Below are 15,572 nucleotides of genomic sequence, written 5' to 3'. Positions count from 1 at the left end.
TGTTATATGTAAGTGCCATGTAGAGAAAAGATTACGACGTGCTCCCTGATTTCAAAATCTCTCTCAAAGTCTCACAGGCATTGATTATGCAGTTTTTTTCACGATGGTTTTTACGGTGAAGGCTCTGGTGCTCCCGTGAAAATAAAAAAAATGAAAGGAGGATATGCTTATGGTTCTGGGAAAAAGAGCTCTGTGGCCCGGACTTCTTTGCTGCTGTCTCATTATCGCGCTGGCCGGGGTTGTCTTCGCAGGCGATTATATCACTGACAGCAAGGCAAAGGTGAAGGTGTGGAATGCAAGTCCTACCATCACTGCAGAGTGGGCCGGAGGAAAAAAGGATGGGTATGCCGACGGGAAAGGCGTCATGAAATGGTTCGAAAACGGCGTGCTCAACGAGAAATTCGAGGGGACCTATGTAAAGGGCAAGGCCGAGGGGAAGTGCACCTACGAGGTCTATGACTCGAAAGGCAAGGTGATCCTCTCAGGGGAAGCCGAGTTCAAGGGTGGCGCTCCCAACGGGAAAGGCGTCATGAAATGGAGCGACGGCCGGAAATATGAAGGCGCGCTCAAGGATGGCAAGGAGCATGGCAAGGGGGTCTTCACGTGGAAAGACGGAACCCGCTATGAAGGCGACTTTGTCTTCGGAGTCATCACGGGGAAAGGCGTCATCACCTCGAAAGATGGCAAGAAATATGAAGGCGAGTTCAAGCATGGGCTTCCCAACGGCAAGGGAACAAAAACGCTCCCCGGGGGGAAGAAAGAAACGGGAACCTTTGAAAACGGCAAACTGACAGGCAAGTAAGCATCCGGCAGATATCCTTGTGAAAAGGAGGAATACACGATGTCCAAGTTTCTGAAGTACCTGGGAGGCTCCCTGATGCTTCTCGGGTGGCTCGCCTCCCTCGTCGGCACAAGCCAGGCCAAGGCCATGCCCGATGAGAAGAAAGAGCCAGTCAAGCAGAAGGTAGATCCCTCGAGCCCTGTGTACCTGCAGCACAGCGTCAGTGACTATACCCTCACTGTCGATGGAGAAAAGGCTTCCAATGGCAAAATCTCTCCCCTTCATTGGAACCACTTTTCCCATGGGAATCATTACTCCGGCGATCACTGGTCCGGCGGAGGCCATGGCTCTCATGGCTCTCACTGGAGCGGCTGGTAACGGCACAGAGCCCCTGCCCCTCTCCGGGGGGCAGGGGCCTTTGGAGGACCTATGGAACACATAGTGGAAAAGCTCTCTCCCGATCTTTACCGCGTTGAAGTCTCATCTCTGCTCTATGAGCGCGAAGCAGTTTTTACGGCCGCACAGAAGCTTAATGAGCTCTTCTATGTGAAAGTGGAGCCCTGTGGAGAACAGTCTTACGCGGTGCTCCTTCAATGCAAGGGCGGCAATAATGGCAGAGAGGGCGAGAAAGCCGCCGGTGAGCTTCTCAACGACATCATTGAAGAGCAGGTGCGCCTTGACCTGATGAAGCGCACGGGGGCGCTGCGGGAGATACTTTACCGCCACGCATTTCTCCCCATCGAAGTTGAAGAGAAGAAGCAATGAGCGCAGCCGGCACCCTCACTCTTCTTCCCTTTCATTTCAAGAAGCTCGGCGGCGACCGGGTCCTTCTTGTGAACCTGAACGGAGAGTTCACCCTCATTGATGAGGGGCAGTTCTCGCAGCTTCTGGAAGCCCGCAGGCCCGGAGACCTCGGGAGCCTCTATTTTCCCCTCAAGGGCAGGCATTTTATCGCCGATGACGATCTCGATCTCGCCATTGAGCTCATGGCGGTGAAGATGCGCTCAAAAAGAGCTTACATGCGCGATTTCACCGCTCTTCACATGGTAGTAATCACTGCGCGCTGCAGCTGCATGTGCGATTATTGCCAGGCATCAAGCACCGATCCCGCCTCGAAGGGCTTTGATATGACCCCTGAGGTGGCAGAGAAAGTGGTCGAGGTCATTTTTGATTCACCCTCTCCGGGAGTGAAAATAGAGTTCCAGGGCGGCGAGCCCACGCTCAACTGGCCCATTATTGAGCTTATCGTGAAAAAGGCTGAGAAGCTCAACAGGAAAAAGAAGAAGTATCTGGATTTCGTGGTGTGCTCGAACCTGCTCCATGCCGAAGAGAAGTGGGCGAAGTTCTGCCGGGAGCACAGGATGGCGTTTTCCACGTCGCTCGACGGTCCGAAGGAGCTCCATGATCTCCACCGCAGGAGCCGCGACAACGGCAGCAGCTATGACCGTTTCGTCAGGAATCTCGCTTTTTACCGCAGGAGCATTAATCCCCAGTCCTGCAGCGCCCTTCTCACCATCACGAGAGATAACATTACCCGCCTCAGGGAGATCATAGATCATTACCTTGGCATGGGATTCCGGAGCATATTCCTGAGAGGCCTCAACCCTTACGGGTTTGCCGTAAAAAACCGGGACCACCTGGGCTATCCGGCCCGGGAGTTCGTCGAGGCTTACAGGGATGCGCTGGAGTACCTCATCGAGCTGAACATGAAGGGGACCTACTTTTCAGAGCTCTATGCGGAGTTCCTGCTCCTGCGGATCCTCACTCCCTTCTCGACGGGCTTCGTGGACCTCCAGTCGCCGGCGGGCGCAGGGATAAGTGGCGCCGTCTATGACTACAACGGCGAGGTCTATCCCGCCGACGAGGGGCGGATGCTCGCCCGCATGGGCGACAAGCGCTTCCTTATGGGGAATGTGCTTCACCAGAGCCACGGCGAGATCTTCGGGGGACCGCTGCTCCGCGAGCTTGTCCGTGAAAGCTGCGTCGAGATGCTCCCCATGTGCGCCCAGTGTGTGTATCAGCCTTACTGCGGCGCCGATCCAGTCCGCTACTACGTGGAGCGCGGCGATATCAGGGGAAGAAGGCCGGGGAGCGAGTTCTGCACGAAGAATATGGGGATCCTGGATTACCTCTTCGGAAAGCTCATCGAGAATGATGAGAGGGTCATGGAGGTGTTCTGGTCATGGATTCAGAGGGAAGGCTTCAGGTGCGTGCCCGATGAAGGAAAGTAAAGGAATTCCCCGCCGCATCGATGCATCACAGGTGCGCCGGATCACCACCACCCCGAAAGCTCACCGGAAGGAGAGGGCCGATACGGCGCTTGTATGCGGCGAAAGCCAGGGAAGGGAGGACTTCTGCATCACTTCGTCGCCGGGAGATGAAAAGATGACGGGGCTTTGCAGTGTCCCCGGCGGTTTTCTGACCCGACTGAGGGAAGGGGATATCGTAAAGGTGGACCCCGACGGGCGTATCAGCCTTGTCTGGGATACCGGCTCCCGCCAGAACCCTCTCTATCTCACCGATTACTGCAATTCCCGCTGCATCATGTGCCCCCAGACCCCCGAGGCCCATCCCTGCCATCACGATGAAACGGCAAAAAGAATGCTCCGGCTTCTCGCGGTCCCGGAGCCTCCCTCCTTCGGCATCACTGGCGGCGAGCCCACCCTTGTGCTCGACGGCCTTGTCGAGGTTCTGGACCTTTTGAGGGAGCGCTTTCCCTCGTCACCGGTGCAGCTTCTCACGAACGGCAGGAGGCTTGCTGACTTCCAGGTGGCCACGAGGGTTGCTGAAAGCGCCCCGCGGGGACTTGTTTTCTGTATCCCCGTCTTTGCCGACAATGATGTCGAGCACGATGCAATCACCGGTGCAAAGGGATCATTTCGCGAGACTGTCGCCGGCATCCACAACCTGGTGAGGTACGGCCGCCCCATCGAGATCCGGGTGGTTATCGTGCGGCAGAATGCAGAGCGCCTCGCCGACCTGGCCCATTTCATCTTCTGGAACTTCCCTTTCGCCGTCCACATAGCTTTCATGGCAATGGAGACTTCCGGTGTGGCCTGTGCCAATCTCGATGAGGTATGGGTTGAGCCTTCAGACTACCGCGGCGCGCTCGAAAAGGCCGTAGTCTTTTTGAATCAGCGCATGATGAGGGTCTCCCTTTACAATCTCCCCCTCTGCCTCATTTCCGAAAAGGTCCGTCCCTTCGCCCGTGACAGCATCTCGGACTGGAAGAAGATGTTCCTCCCTGAATGCGGGGAGTGCTCGCAAAAGGCCTCATGCGGAGGATTTTTCGGAACCTCCGTCAGGAAGCCTTCACAGATAAAGCCTTTCAAAGGAGGAGATACCATTCCCGAAAAGCAGAAAAAGGAGGGGGGAACCTCCATTTTCCTGTGACCGCTCTTCGTTCTCAGTGCTCCTCTTCTCACCACCCCCTTCTCCTCGACAGCTTCATGATACCACGGCCTTGTGAAGGAATGATGAAGGTTCCGTGAAGGAGCCGTGAATTTTCCCTGCCGGTTTTCATAGGCCGGCAAAGTCCACTTCCTTGTCTACCTCCATCAAGAAGCTTACACGGTATTTTTTCTCTTCCCGCGGCCCCACCGACGCGTGAATGGCCAGGAAGCCGTTACTGTCGGGCGCCGTGGCCTCCGGGGGCATTTCCCTGATTTTTACCCTGATCTGCTCCAGCTCGCTTACCGGCACCCGCTCCCTGATCGTGAACTCCTGCGGGTCCCCCGAAAGATTTCTCACGAGCAGCGTGATTGTCGTGGTGATTTTCCTGGGCGCGATGAGGGTGGCCTCCTCCTCTTTCCTGTCAGCGAAGCGCTCAATCCTGATGAGGTCCTCTGAACCCCACCAGAGGTGGAACATTTCATTGGAGCCGGTGAACTCGAGCTGCCCTGTCCCTACGTAAGCTCCCATCCTGTGGAGCGTCACAGGCCCCGCGAGAAGAGGCCGCTCTGAGGCGTTTTTGACCTGTGAGACCAGAAACACATGGCTGTCCAGTTCCGGCGTGGCCATGAGAGCTGCCTGGCCATCCATCTCCTGCCCGCTTATTCTTATATAACAAGGGCGCCCCGTGGCAGGGACCGTGACTTTTTCCCCGATGCGGTAAAGCTGCGTTTCACCGCCGTCGGCGGGAAGGGGCGGCTCCTCGGCCTCTGCGGCGCCCACGCCAGTGGTCTGTATAGCCTGGTCCCTGGTCTCGACCTTTATCCTGGAGCGCTCCTCTTTTGTTTTTTCCCTGAGCTTCACGATATCCTCCCGGGGGAGGAGGGCATCCATTCCCGCGCTGGGCTTTGCCGTCGAGAGGGTAAGGGTGACGCCGTTCCAGTCTTCGCCGGTGTTCTGCCATACCACTGCATTGGTGACCAGGAGGACCCTGCTCTCGCTGATGAGATGGGCTTCATGCTGGGGCCTCCACTGGGCGCAGGGCACCTGGTAACCGCAGCGCAGTGTTCCCTGGCCGCCTTCTTTCGCCTCTATGGTGACAAGGATTCCCGCCAGCCACGTCACGTGGAGCTCCTGTGAGGTCTTTTCCAGCCAGTCCCTCCTGAGGCTGATGAGCTCTTTTTCATAGCCCATCCCCAGGCTTACTATTGCCTGCTCCTCGCGGGAGAGAGATTCCAGGGTTGCAAGGACGCGGCCCAGGAGCTCCTGATAGCTTTCCGGCTCCGCGCCCGATGCCACTACCTCTTCTATGACGCTCTGCGCCGCCGGCGGGAGCCCCCTGGCGAGGCTTCCCCTGAGGAGGGCAAGGCGGGCTTTTCTCTCGGAGAGCTCATTAATTTTTTCTCCCAGGGTTGCCAGGAGCCCCCGGAATGTCGTTTCGTCCTCCCCTGTGAGGGGGATGTCTGCCAGGGACCACCTCACCACACGGGCGCTCCCTATGTGGGGAGAGGGCATATCGGCAGAGGGGAGCACCTCGGCCCAGAGCGTAGAGTCCACGAGGTAAGGAGTGACGGGCGTGATGAAAAAGTGATGCATTCCCTTTTCCCATGTGACGGGGATCTTCCTTGCCACGTCAGCCTGGTCTTCCGTGATGGTGACGTCCGTTACAGGAGCATCGACGGCAGTGCGGTTTTCAGGGAGCCCGGCTCTGGGCAACTTTGCGAGTTCCATTGTCATGGCTATATCCTCCTGTTCCCGCCTGCCAGCTCCATCTTTGAAGGGATGGCAATGCGGTATTCAAGCCTTATGGAAGCCTCTTCTCCAGGCGCCACGGCAAGGTTCCAGCGGTGCGCGCCCCTGAGCCTTGTCTCACCGATGAACTCAGGCAGATCGGCTTTCGGCTCACAGGTGATGATCTTGATGTCAATTTTTTTCTCGCTCTCCTCCTTGACGGGGATTCTCTCTATCACTTCCACCTCTGCAGGCTCGGGGAGCCGCGAGCGCACCTGGATGGTGACGCGGTGGTTCGCCAGGGAGCTCTCGGCCACGAGGCCCTTCTCATCCTGGGAAAAGGAGGTGTTCCTCGCGACGCGGAGCCTGGGCTCGACGCCAAGGGAAAAGGTGAGGGCGCCTTCCCTGCCCACATCGCTGAGGGTTGTCGAGAAAAGATAGGCTTTTTCCAGAAAGACCTGCACGGCGCCGCCCAGCAGAGGGAGGGGAAAGGGATTCTGCGCGATGAGCCGCCTGAAGACCTGGGGATCTGTCATGGGCACCGAGCGGAAATGAACTTTTGCCCCGCTCTTTCCCTCAAAGAGATCGATGCGGTACGGATAGCCGTCGCCGGGGATGTGGGCTCTTGTCTCAGCCTCGTAGACGCATTGGAATGAAGGCATGTCTTCCAGGCCCGGGAGCGTGACCTGAGCTGCCTTTACCGCCCGGGCGATTCTCTGCATCACGGCAGTTTCGCTCTCTTCTACGCGCTCCGAAAGTGAGAGGGATCTCACCATCCTGAGGCGGCCCCGCTGGCGGTCTTCTATGCCGTCAAGCTCGAAGTTGCTGAAGTCAGGGGCGTTACCGGGACCTGCGAGAGGCTCGCCGGACCAGAGGACCTCCTCACTATCAAGCTCCAGGTCAGGCATCAGGGTGCCCGTCAGCGCCTTTTCCCTGAAAGCTTCCTGCTTCTGCATCCTTTTCTTGCCGGGCGCAGAGGTGGGAAGGATTTTCGCCTGTATCTGCGGCGCGGGAGAGGGAGGGGGCGGGGCTGCGGGGATGCTGCTCCTTCTGGCCATTAACAAGTCCTGTTTCGGAGTGGGCATGATATCGCGGCTCATCGGCCCTGAGAACGACGGCATCTCGGGGGGGGCGCCCTCGAAGAGGGTCTCGGATTGTTCAGCATAAGATGCTTCCGGCATCGGCGCCATTTCCGGTATTGCACCCTGAGAAAGATCAAATGAAGAAGCCCCGCCGAGAGGGACTTCCCATAAAGAAGCGTCATGATCTGCCGAGCCGAAAACCTGCTCATCATCGAAAAGAGAAGACGCCAGCCTGGTGAGCTCCCTGCATGCCGTGGGATTTGTCGGGTCAAGGGTCAGCACTTCCTCATAGAGCTGTACGGCCTGTTCTTCGCTCGGGGCCTGAAAAGCTCTTTTAAGAAGCTGCTTTACCGTCTCGTGGGGAGAGGTGCCGCGGGCGGACGGGCTTTCCTTGGCGCGGGGGGCGGAGGCTTTCCCTGCCTTCTGGAGAGTCCTTTCCACTGAGGCAGCGCTGGAAGGGGGATAAGCCCCTGTGGATTCGGCAATGATCTGCCCCGCGGTTTTCTCGTAGCTGTCAAAAAGAAAGTCCACAGTGGTGAAAAGAGGCTTCTCGGCAACTTTTTCCTGCTGGAGCCACCTGTCAAAGGCAGCAAACAGATCCTGGGGCGGCGGTGCCTTGACGCGGTAAGAGGGAGGCTTGAGCTTCTGCGCTCTTCCTATCCTTTTCGAGGGGAGATCCGGAAGAGCAAGGACCCTCTGAAGTGACGCACCGGAGAAGCGGAGCTTCGCCTGGGGCCAGTCCTCGCCGCTTCGCTGGGCCACCTGGGCTCCCATGACCAGGCGCACGTTCTTATACTCCTTGTCTATATGAAGGGAGTAGACGGGCTTCCAGCAGGCGCCGGGCACAATGTACGACAGCTCGAGGCTCTCAGGGGCCTCACCGGATTCGCTTATCCTTGCAAGCGTGATGACGAGGTTTCTGCAGTAGCGGACGGGGGCGGTGGCGCACCGTGCGAGGCGCCCTCTCTCAAGAAGCGCCCTTGCCTGCTGCTCTCTCTGGACCGCTTCGCTGAGCTTCCGTTGAATCTCCCGCTTCCTGACGCTGAGCCTCTCAAGGTGCTTTTCGCAGGTTTTTACGAAGCCTTCCCATGCATGGAAGGGAAAGGGCTTCATGGCCACATTCTCTTCACCGGCGGGAAGTGATGGCGGCATCGCCATCCATTTTTTCACCTCGTCTATCTGGCTCTGAAGACCTTTCATCTCGCCGCCAAGCCTTATTATCTCATCTTCCAGGGGCTCAAGGGTGGCGGGGCTCTCTTCAGCAGCCTTCTGCTCGTCGTCAATCCGGTCCACTTCCACGATGATATTCCGCACGGTCCATCCCGACCGGTGGATGAACTTGATCCTTTTCCCTGCCTGCTCTTCCTTCCCGTCAGTCTCTTTCCACCCGCTCCGGTCGATGACGCCGACCCTCAGGGAGGCGCTGTCCATGGCGAGGGGGAGCCCCTTCACCAGGAACTGCGCAGTGATCTTTCCCGTAAGATCAGGGAGCCTTCCGAGCCTCTGCACCAGCGCCGCCTTGTGGAACACCGTCACGGTGTCGATGGAGGTATCAAGAACCTGTCTTTCTTCCATGGAACACCCACCTTTCTTTTTTCTGTTATACACAGAGGAGCAGGAAAGGGCAACTTCCGAGGGCTATTACTGCCGGCCTTCACGGAAGGCATCGTGGAGCTCCCTGGTTTTCTCGGGGAGCTCTCTTCTCAGCATGTTGCCGTAGAGCAGCCATTCGAGCCGGCGTTCAACGGGCCAGCTCTTGTACTCGTCAATCTGAGAGGGGCTCACCGTGTAGCTGAAGCCCTTTTTCTGCTCTTCCATCATCTCTCCATAATCAGGCGCAGATGCTCAATATCACTGAGGTCCTGCCTTCGCCCCGCATGCTCTTTCATTGCGATAAGATCCTGGATGGAGGCAAAGGGTATCTTCTCTTTTCCGATTTCCATGATCGCGGCATGGGCTTTCATAACCTCATAGGAAACCGGTGAATCAAAGAGTATGTCTATTTCTCCGATTGCCAGCGTATCAGAATAAAAATTCATCGCTTTCATATTCTTTTCCGATCTCCAGGAATTCCTCTTCTCCTCATCCGCCAGCTCCATGGGATCAACGGGAATCCTTACCCTGTAGCCCCATTGTATGAGCAGCCTCACGGTCTTTTCAATATTGTCCTTTTCCAGCAGGATCATGAGATCTATGTCGTAGGTCATCCTTGGAATGCCGTGAAAGTTGACGGCCATTCCTCCGACTACCACGTAGTCGATGGCGAGCCGGTTCAATTCCGTGAAAATGCTTTTATAGTCAAGCAGCATATTTGCTCCCTATGCCTTCTGCTTCTCCTTCACCGGGAGCTCCGTGATCACCTTCACGTCGGCAAAGGCATTCTCGTCAATTTCCTTGATGGTCGTGAAGAGCTCCATCGACTTTCGGAAGGATTCCCTGAAGTCGTCACAGTTGGCTACAAAGTTCTCCTCGGTGACAGTGCCTCTCCTCACGTGGGAGAAGCACTTGGCGCAGAGGCGTGCGGCCCAGCACCGGGGGCAGTGCCTGCCTGCAATTTCCTGGTATTTCTTCACGAGCTCCTCGGCGGTTTTCAGGTTAACGGGCTCGTCGTCATAGATGCTCCCGAGCTTGATGTGCTCTGTGCGCTCGCAGGGCGAGCAGGTGCCGTCTATATCCACGAATACGGCATTGAGGCCGGGGTAGCAGCATGAGTTGAGGGGGAGTCTTGTCACGTCGCCCATGGGCCTCTGGTCGAGGCGCGCGAGGGGAGAGAGGTAGCAGCCGTCGTGGAAGGGCCTGTGCTCCTTGAAGACCGCGGGGTACTCTCTCCTGAGCTTGTCGAATTCATCGCGGAGCGTCTTTTCATGGTCCATCAGATCGTACTTCCTGCAGAAGACGTTGTCGGGGTCATAGTGCCTGATGACGTTCAGCGTCTTGCCACTGAAGAGGGGATTCGTGTTGAAGAACTCCACGGTCTCGTGGAGGTCCGATGCCGGCGTCACCGTCACGTTGAAGCCCACTTTTTCCCTGTAAAAATCAGGGTATTTTTCGGCTATGTGCTCTATGAGGCCCATGAGGTCATTAAAGGTTCCCCGGCCGTTCTGGTCGATGCGCATGGCTTCCTGCGAGGGGCCGTCAAAGCTTATGTTGATGACAAAGTCATAGCTTTTGATGAAATCCAGGATCTCCTCGTTTTTCAGCATCAGGCCGTTTGTCGTGGCGCTGAAGCCCACGTCATCCCTGAGGGCCGTGATTTTTTCCACTATCCTCTTCAGGATGGGGAAGTTGGTGAAGGGCTCACCGCCGTAAAAGATGCACATTTTCGGGTAATCATCGCCTCTTTTGACATAGAAGACGTCGATGAGCCTGTCTGCTGTCTCTTCTGTCATCTGTTTTCCCTCGTGGGATCGCTCGTCGGCATAGTTTCCCGAGTATATGCAGTACTTGCAGCGGAGGTTGCAGGTGTGGGCAAGGCCGATAATGAGCTTCCGCATGCCGATCTGCATGGCATCTATCTCTTTCTTGAACAGATCATGGTCCTCGAGCGGCAGCACCTCGTCGCTCACACCGGCGTCCCGGAAGCCCTGTCTCACTTTTTCATCACGGATTTCCGAGATGTTCCCGCCGGCTGTGGTGAGCTCTTCGAAGACATGCTCGTCAACCCTGAAGATCTCGTTGGACCGGGGATCATAGACATAGGGATTGTTGGTGAATGACTGGAATGTCAGAAGCATGCTCTCGCCTCCTTTTATTTCATCGCATATTCACGGGCCAGATCATGGAATCTCCCGTTTTCCCGCTCCATCAGCATCCCGAAGGTTCCTTTTTCTATCGCCGAGCCGTTCTCGAAAAGCACGATCTCGTCAGCCTCCCTTATGGTTGAGAGGCGGTGGGCCACTATCAGGATGGTCATCTTCCCGTGAAGGCTTTTTATGGCGTCAATGATCCTCTTTTCATTTTCCGTGTCCAGGGAGCTCGTGGCCTCATCCAGCACGAGAAGCGACGGGCTCCTGAGGAGGGCCCTCGCCAGGGCGATCCTCTGGCGCTCGCCTCCCGAAAAGCGCGTGCCCCTGTCGCCGCATTCGGTGTCAAGGCTCTGGGGAAGGGCCTTGACGAAATCATCGGCGGCGGCAAGCTTCAGTGCCTCCATGATCTCTTCGTCAGTGGCGGAAGGCCGGGACCACAGCAGGTTCTCCCTCACGGTGCCGTTGAAAAGAAAGGTGTCCTGCGGCACGAAGCCTATGGCGCTTCGCCAGAGGTGAGCCATCGCGGGATTCAGCGTCTCCCCGTCAATGGTGACCTCGCCTGACGAGGGCTCAAGCAGGCCCAGCAGTATATCGACAAAGGTGCTCTTTCCCGAGCCGGAGAGCCCCGTGACGGCCACAAAGGAGTGGGCGGGGATGGAGAGGCTCACGTGCCGGAGGGTAGGTATTTCTTCCTGATTATAGGAGAAGGTGACATCCTTCACTTCTATGCCCTGCTGTAATACCATCGGCTCTGTGCCGGGCTTTTCCATGGATTCCTCCCGGGCTTCCTCAAGCTCCCTCATCCTGTTCGAGAAGCTCTCCCATGCCGGGATCATCATGATGAAAAACTGGAGGGATGTCTGGTAGGTGGCAAAGAGGGGCCATATCCTGAAGAATACTATTGAGAGGACGATGAGCTTCACGACGCTCTCGTGAAAGAGGGCCACGGCGCCATATATGAAGATGGCCAGCATGATGATTGTTGCGGTATTGTAGATGAAATTGGAAGTGGAGAAGGTCCTGATGAACTGCACGTATTGCTCTTCCGTCCTGCGGGTCTTTTTCTGATAGCGCTCTGAGTGGACCTTTTCCGCGCTGTACCCTTTTATCTCCTTGATGCCGCCCAGGTGCTCATTCACGTCGGAAAGGCTGTCCCTGAGCACGTTGTTAAGAGATTCAGCTATGTCACCGAGCTTTCTGTTCACCGGCTTCATGACATGGAAGAAAAGAATGCCGCAGGCGATGGCTGCGAGAGTCACCTGCCAGGATAAGACAAAAGCGACCACTATCTGGATGAGCACCGAGGGAATGGTGCTGAAAGTCTGGAGCGATATCTGGGTCCCTATGTCGATGGTCTTGAGCTCGTTGGTGAGGGCATTGGCGATGTCGGATCTCCTCTGTTTCAGGATTACCTGCCACCGCGAGCAGGCAAAGGCCTCGTAGAAGCGGTCGCTCAGCGCCCTGTAAAATCCCGCCTTGAGGGCGATCATCAGGATGGAGGTGCTCCGCTTGATAAATTCCTCTATTATGGTGATAAGGAGAAAGAGAAGCAGTATCACCACGAGAAGCTTTTCGTCAAAGGCGGGCTTTCCCGCCGCGGCGGAGGGACCCATCCCTGCGGCGCTGAGGAAGGGCACGAGCAGAAGGAGCGAGATACCTTCCAGGATGGCGCTCGAGAGAGTGCAGGCCATGTAGAGGAAAATCTTTTTCGGAGAGAACTCGTAGAACTGTTTCAGGAACTCTTTAACTGACTTCATTGCCTCTTCCCATCTTTCCATTCCTCTTCAGGAAGCCGGGGGCCCTCTGCAGGGAGCTTTCCCGACTGGATATAGTATATCGGCTTTATGTGAAGGGATAATGAATATACAGTGAAAAAACGGCGAAAGGCTGCCGGGAAGAAGTTATCTGCCCTGCTCGCCCTGGGCGATGAACTTGTACCCCAGTCCTCTTGAGGTCTCGATAAAGTCGTGCTCGGGCACCACGGAGGAGCATTTATGCCTTATATTTTTGATATGGGCGTCAATTGTCCGGTCAAAGCCTTCGAAAGTGTCGCCATAGGCGAGCTCGGCGATATGCGAGCGGCTCAGCACCTTCCCGGGGTGCCTCGCAAAGACTTCAAGTATCTTGAACTCCGTAGCCGTAAGCTTCAATTCCAGGCCCCTGAGTATCACCGAGCAGGCTTCCGTGTCAATGAGCATGTCGCCCGAGACAATCTTTGCCTTGTTGCTGCCAGCCTCTCCTCCGGAGCGGAACCTGCGCATGATTGCCTTTATGCGTGCCGCCACTTCCTTGAGGCTGAAAGGCTTGGTGAGGTAGTCGTCGGCGCCGATTTCAAGACCTATGAGCTTGTCGGTCTCTTCGGAGAGCGCAGTGAGCATCAGGATGGGCGTATCTGAGGTTTTCCTCAAGGTCCGGCACACCTCGATACCGTCCATATGGGGCATCATGACATCCAGAAGGACGAAATCGGGCTTCAGCCTTGAAAAGAGCTCCAGCGCCTCTTTCCCGTCAAAGGCAGAGGCCGTCCTGTAACCTATCTTTTCCAGGTAATCCTTGAGGACGGTGTTGTGGGTCCTGTCGTCTTCGGCAATGAGGATCAGCAATCCTGACAAGGTGAATCTCCTTTCCTTCCCTGAATAATATTAGAGAGAGGGTGCTGCTTATTCCTTTATTTTCGAGGCGATATACCAGGAAAAGTTCCTCTGGCATGATTGTCATTCCCGGCGGGTTCAGCAGGGGATATGAAAGCCCGGCTTGAATATGATTGTTTACCAGGCCATTTATAATTTCCAGGAGGCGCCATGGAACTCCCTGAAGTCCGGCAGGAAATCGAAGCAATGCTTGATCAGCTTCCCGAGGAGGACCTTCCCTCGGTAAAGAGCTTCGTAGAATCGCTTCTTGAGAAAAATGAAGAGGGGGCATCGTCGGAATCGCCGAAGGAAGAGGTGTCCAAGGGGGGACCTGATCACCCTGCGGTAATAGCTCTCGCCAGCGAGGTGCAATTGGAGCCTGAGACTTTCCTGGCCCGCCTGGGCGAGTATGAGCGCGATCTCCTCTCCACCTACATAGAGACCAGCGACCCCGGAGTCCTCATCAAGCTGAGAAAAACCCTGGGTCTCCCCTTCTTCAGGTAGAGCCGCACTCGCCATACCGGGCGGTCTGCCGGAATATTAACATTTCGTTTCATTACTTTTCTGCAAAGGCATGATATAATACAATCGCATGGCTTCCGGCATTTATGAGAGCCGCGGCAGGCCGCTACTTGTGCAGGCAGCAGGCGATACCTCTGAAAGCAGGGTGATGGCAATGGAGATCAAGAAAGCGGGATACACGGGAAGTACCCCCCCTTCAATGAAGCTTCACAGGGAGGGGAATCAGAAGGAGGACCTTCCTCCCTCGGATTCTGTCACGGTGGGATCACCCTCCCTCTCATCGGAGCTGCCGTCAAGAGGTTTCATGGCAGCCTCCTTCAGGAATGCCGCATCGGGCGGACCGGTGAGCCTCGACGCCCTCTCGGCGCTCTTTGAGCAGAAAAGCGGCCCCCTCTGGGAAGTAGCCTTCCCTGGCGTCCACGGCAGCTCGGGGGGCATGAAGCTTATGGAAGACGGCTCTCTTTACGGGGTAGGATACAAGACTCTGGCGAAATATGACACGGCCAGGGGCCAGGTGGCATGGCAGAAGGAGTTCGACTCTGAGCCCTCGGCAAGCTATCTCACCACGGGGAAGGACAGTACCCTCCTTGTAATGCTGGGCTTTGACAGGCTTTATGGCCTTGATCCCTCGACGGGCAAGGAAAAATGGAGCTATAAATGCAACAAGACCGGCCTGTGGGACCCTGCACCACAGGTAGGCCCTGACGGGACCATCTTCACCTTCCGGGGAGAGCGGCTTGTGGCCCTCACCCCCGACGGCGACGAGAAGTATTCGCGAAAAGTAGGGAAGTACTCGCCTTCCATCGTGGGCATAGACAGCTCCGGCACCGCCATCGTGACAAGCGGTAATGATGTCATGGCGCTGTCACCGAAGGGGAAGGAGCTCTGGAGGGCCGACGGCCGCAACAGCTGCTTTTTTCCCCAGGACCGCGATCATGTCTATATCCCGAAGAATGAAAAACTGGAAGTCAGGAACAGGGAAAAGGGCGGCGTGGAGTGGGAGCGCACACCGGCCGACCTGGGGATCTCAAGCGTCACGCTTCATGGCGCCCACGGCGGGAAGCTCATCGTGGGTGACGGCCAGAAGTCCTCAACGCTCCTCTGCCTTGACACCGTCACGGGAAAAACCCTCTGGGAGAGCAAGGCCCAGGGTGATGAGCGCTATGTCCGGATGTTCCCTGAGGAGGGCATGCTCACCGTGAAAGACGGCGACAAGCTCCAGGCTCTCGATATGGAAAAGGGAACGCCTCTCTGGACTCTCGATATCCCCGCAGGAGCGAAGCTCGGCCCCCAGGCGCTCTCGCCGAAAGGGGCGCTCTTCGTGCAGGTGGGAAAAACAGTCTATGGGCTTGATGCCGCAACGGGAAAGCCTTTTTCAAGAAACGACGGCTTTGGCTGGGCTGGCGATCTGCAGGTGGCGCCCGACGGCACCACCGTCTTCACCCAGGAATACGGCACCCTGAAGATGATGGCCCTTGACGGCCGCTCCTTAGAAGGAAAGGTCCAGGAGGCCGTGAAGGATGTCCAGGCCGAGCAGGCAGATGCCGGTGAAAAAGCGAAGATATCCGAAGAAGATGACTTCATCATTATCGACGGCCTCCGCCTTGACAAGGGGCCCGGCTCCCGGAAGCCTTCATAGGCCTATCGGCCGCCATATGCCCCCATCGTCAGGCCCACAAGCGAGAAGATG

At 56.6% G+C, this 15,572-nt stretch carries 14 protein-coding genes; 7 read left to right on the top strand and 7 right to left on the bottom strand.

What is annotated here, in order from left to right; genetic code table 11:
* Positions 1–169 precede the first annotated feature (169 nt).
* From RDV48_21515 to hxsC, 5 genes are read left to right on the top strand one after another with little or no spacing between them, the layout of a single operon-like run.
* On the top strand, positions 170–802 hold the full coding sequence (locus RDV48_21515; protein ID MDQ7825394.1) for a hypothetical protein: 633 nt from the start codon (positions 170–172) through the stop codon (positions 800–802).
* Positions 803–841: 39 nt separating this feature from the next.
* The gene (locus RDV48_21510) at positions 842–1,159 is read left to right on the top strand and encodes a hypothetical protein (protein ID MDQ7825393.1); all 318 of its coding nucleotides are present in this window, start codon (positions 842–844) and stop codon (positions 1,157–1,159) included.
* A 51-nt stretch (positions 1,160–1,210) separates the two neighbouring features.
* Complete coding sequence (locus RDV48_21505; protein MDQ7825392.1) at positions 1,211–1,546, top strand: hypothetical protein; 336 nt, start codon at positions 1,211–1,213, stop codon at positions 1,544–1,546.
* Entirely contained in the window at positions 1,543–3,012 is a 1,470-nt protein-coding gene (gene hxsB, locus RDV48_21500) for a His-Xaa-Ser system radical SAM maturase HxsB (protein MDQ7825391.1), read from the top strand. The genes RDV48_21505 and hxsB overlap by 4 nt, the downstream gene beginning before the upstream one ends.
* On the top strand, positions 2,999–4,174 hold the full coding sequence (hxsC, locus tag RDV48_21495) for a His-Xaa-Ser system radical SAM maturase HxsC (GenBank protein MDQ7825390.1): 1,176 nt from the start codon (positions 2,999–3,001) through the stop codon (positions 4,172–4,174). The genes hxsB and hxsC overlap by 14 nt, the downstream gene beginning before the upstream one ends.
* Before the next feature lie 126 nt (positions 4,175–4,300).
* On the opposite strand, the gene RDV48_21490 is transcribed toward hxsC, so the two are convergent.
* From RDV48_21490 to RDV48_21460, 7 genes are all read right to left on the bottom strand, one after another.
* On the bottom strand, positions 4,301–5,908 hold the full coding sequence (locus RDV48_21490; GenBank protein MDQ7825389.1) for a mucoidy inhibitor MuiA family protein: 1,608 nt from the start codon (positions 5,906–5,908) through the stop codon (positions 4,301–4,303).
* A gap of 2 nt (positions 5,909–5,910) precedes the next feature.
* Positions 5,911–8,559 carry a DUF4139 domain-containing protein gene (locus tag RDV48_21485; GenBank protein MDQ7825388.1) on the bottom strand — a complete coding sequence of 883 codons (2,649 nt, stop codon included), beginning with the start codon at positions 8,557–8,559 and terminating at the stop codon, positions 5,911–5,913.
* A gap of 66 nt (positions 8,560–8,625) precedes the next feature.
* Positions 8,626–8,805 carry a hypothetical protein gene (locus RDV48_21480; protein ID MDQ7825387.1) on the bottom strand — a complete coding sequence of 60 codons (180 nt, stop codon included), beginning with the start codon at positions 8,803–8,805 and terminating at the stop codon, positions 8,626–8,628.
* The gene (locus RDV48_21475) at positions 8,802–9,293 is read right to left on the bottom strand and encodes a nucleotidyl transferase AbiEii/AbiGii toxin family protein (GenBank protein ID MDQ7825386.1); all 492 of its coding nucleotides are present in this window, start codon (positions 9,291–9,293) and stop codon (positions 8,802–8,804) included. The genes RDV48_21480 and RDV48_21475 overlap by 4 nt, the downstream gene beginning before the upstream one ends.
* A gap of 9 nt (positions 9,294–9,302) precedes the next feature.
* Positions 9,303–10,718, bottom strand: a complete 1,416-nt coding sequence (locus RDV48_21470) for a radical SAM protein (protein ID MDQ7825385.1) — start codon at positions 10,716–10,718, stop codon at positions 9,303–9,305.
* Positions 10,719–10,732: 14 nt separating this feature from the next.
* Entirely contained in the window at positions 10,733–12,487 is a 1,755-nt protein-coding gene (locus tag RDV48_21465; protein MDQ7825384.1) for an ABC transporter ATP-binding protein, read from the bottom strand.
* A 144-nt stretch (positions 12,488–12,631) separates the two neighbouring features.
* On the bottom strand, positions 12,632–13,342 hold the full coding sequence (locus RDV48_21460; protein ID MDQ7825383.1) for a response regulator transcription factor: 711 nt from the start codon (positions 13,340–13,342) through the stop codon (positions 12,632–12,634).
* A gap of 189 nt (positions 13,343–13,531) precedes the next feature.
* Between RDV48_21460 and RDV48_21455 the strand changes: the two genes are divergently transcribed.
* Both RDV48_21455 and RDV48_21450 read left to right on the top strand, forming a co-directional pair.
* Positions 13,532–13,864 carry a hypothetical protein gene (locus RDV48_21455; protein ID MDQ7825382.1) on the top strand — a complete coding sequence of 111 codons (333 nt, stop codon included), beginning with the start codon at positions 13,532–13,534 and terminating at the stop codon, positions 13,862–13,864.
* Between the two features lie 172 nt (positions 13,865–14,036).
* Positions 14,037–15,521 (top strand): PQQ-binding-like beta-propeller repeat protein, encoded by a 1,485-nt coding sequence (locus RDV48_21450; GenBank protein ID MDQ7825381.1) that lies wholly within the window; start codon positions 14,037–14,039, stop codon positions 15,519–15,521.
* The last annotated feature ends 51 nt before the right edge of the window (positions 15,522–15,572 follow it).

The organism is Candidatus Eremiobacterota bacterium (genome assembly GCA_031082125.1).
Classification (GTDB): domain Bacteria; phylum Vulcanimicrobiota; class CADAWZ01; order CADAWZ01; family Ess09-12; genus Ess09-12.
This window is presented reverse-complemented; position numbering and strand designations above follow the sequence as displayed.

What these genes read in the sequence shown, in the direction of transcription:
- hxsB (MDQ7825391.1), top strand. Translation starts at nt 1,543, where the DNA reads ATGAGCGCAGCCGGCACCCTCACTCTTCTTCCCTTTCATTTCAAGAAG.
- RDV48_21465 (MDQ7825384.1), bottom strand. Translation starts at nt 12,487, where the DNA reads ATGAAGTCAGTTAAAGAGTTCCTGAAACAGTTCTACGAGTTCTCTCCG.
- RDV48_21450 (MDQ7825381.1), top strand. Translation starts at nt 14,037, where the DNA reads ATGGAGATCAAGAAAGCGGGATACACGGGAAGTACCCCCCCTTCAATG.
- RDV48_21515 (MDQ7825394.1), top strand. Translation starts at nt 170, where the DNA reads ATGGTTCTGGGAAAAAGAGCTCTGTGGCCCGGACTTCTTTGCTGCTGT.
- RDV48_21475 (MDQ7825386.1), bottom strand. Translation starts at nt 9,293, where the DNA reads ATGCTGCTTGACTATAAAAGCATTTTCACGGAATTGAACCGGCTCGCC.
- hxsC (MDQ7825390.1), top strand. Translation starts at nt 2,999, where the DNA reads ATGAAGGAAAGTAAAGGAATTCCCCGCCGCATCGATGCATCACAGGTG.
- RDV48_21485 (MDQ7825388.1), bottom strand. Translation starts at nt 8,559, where the DNA reads ATGGAAGAAAGACAGGTTCTTGATACCTCCATCGACACCGTGACGGTG.
- RDV48_21470 (MDQ7825385.1), bottom strand. Translation starts at nt 10,718, where the DNA reads ATGCTTCTGACATTCCAGTCATTCACCAACAATCCCTATGTCTATGAT.
- RDV48_21510 (MDQ7825393.1), top strand. Translation starts at nt 842, where the DNA reads ATGTCCAAGTTTCTGAAGTACCTGGGAGGCTCCCTGATGCTTCTCGGG.
- RDV48_21505 (MDQ7825392.1), top strand. Translation starts at nt 1,211, where the DNA reads ATGGAACACATAGTGGAAAAGCTCTCTCCCGATCTTTACCGCGTTGAA.
- RDV48_21455 (MDQ7825382.1), top strand. Translation starts at nt 13,532, where the DNA reads ATGGAACTCCCTGAAGTCCGGCAGGAAATCGAAGCAATGCTTGATCAG.
- RDV48_21480 (MDQ7825387.1), bottom strand. Translation starts at nt 8,805, where the DNA reads ATGATGGAAGAGCAGAAAAAGGGCTTCAGCTACACGGTGAGCCCCTCT.
- RDV48_21490 (MDQ7825389.1), bottom strand. Translation starts at nt 5,908, where the DNA reads ATGACAATGGAACTCGCAAAGTTGCCCAGAGCCGGGCTCCCTGAAAAC.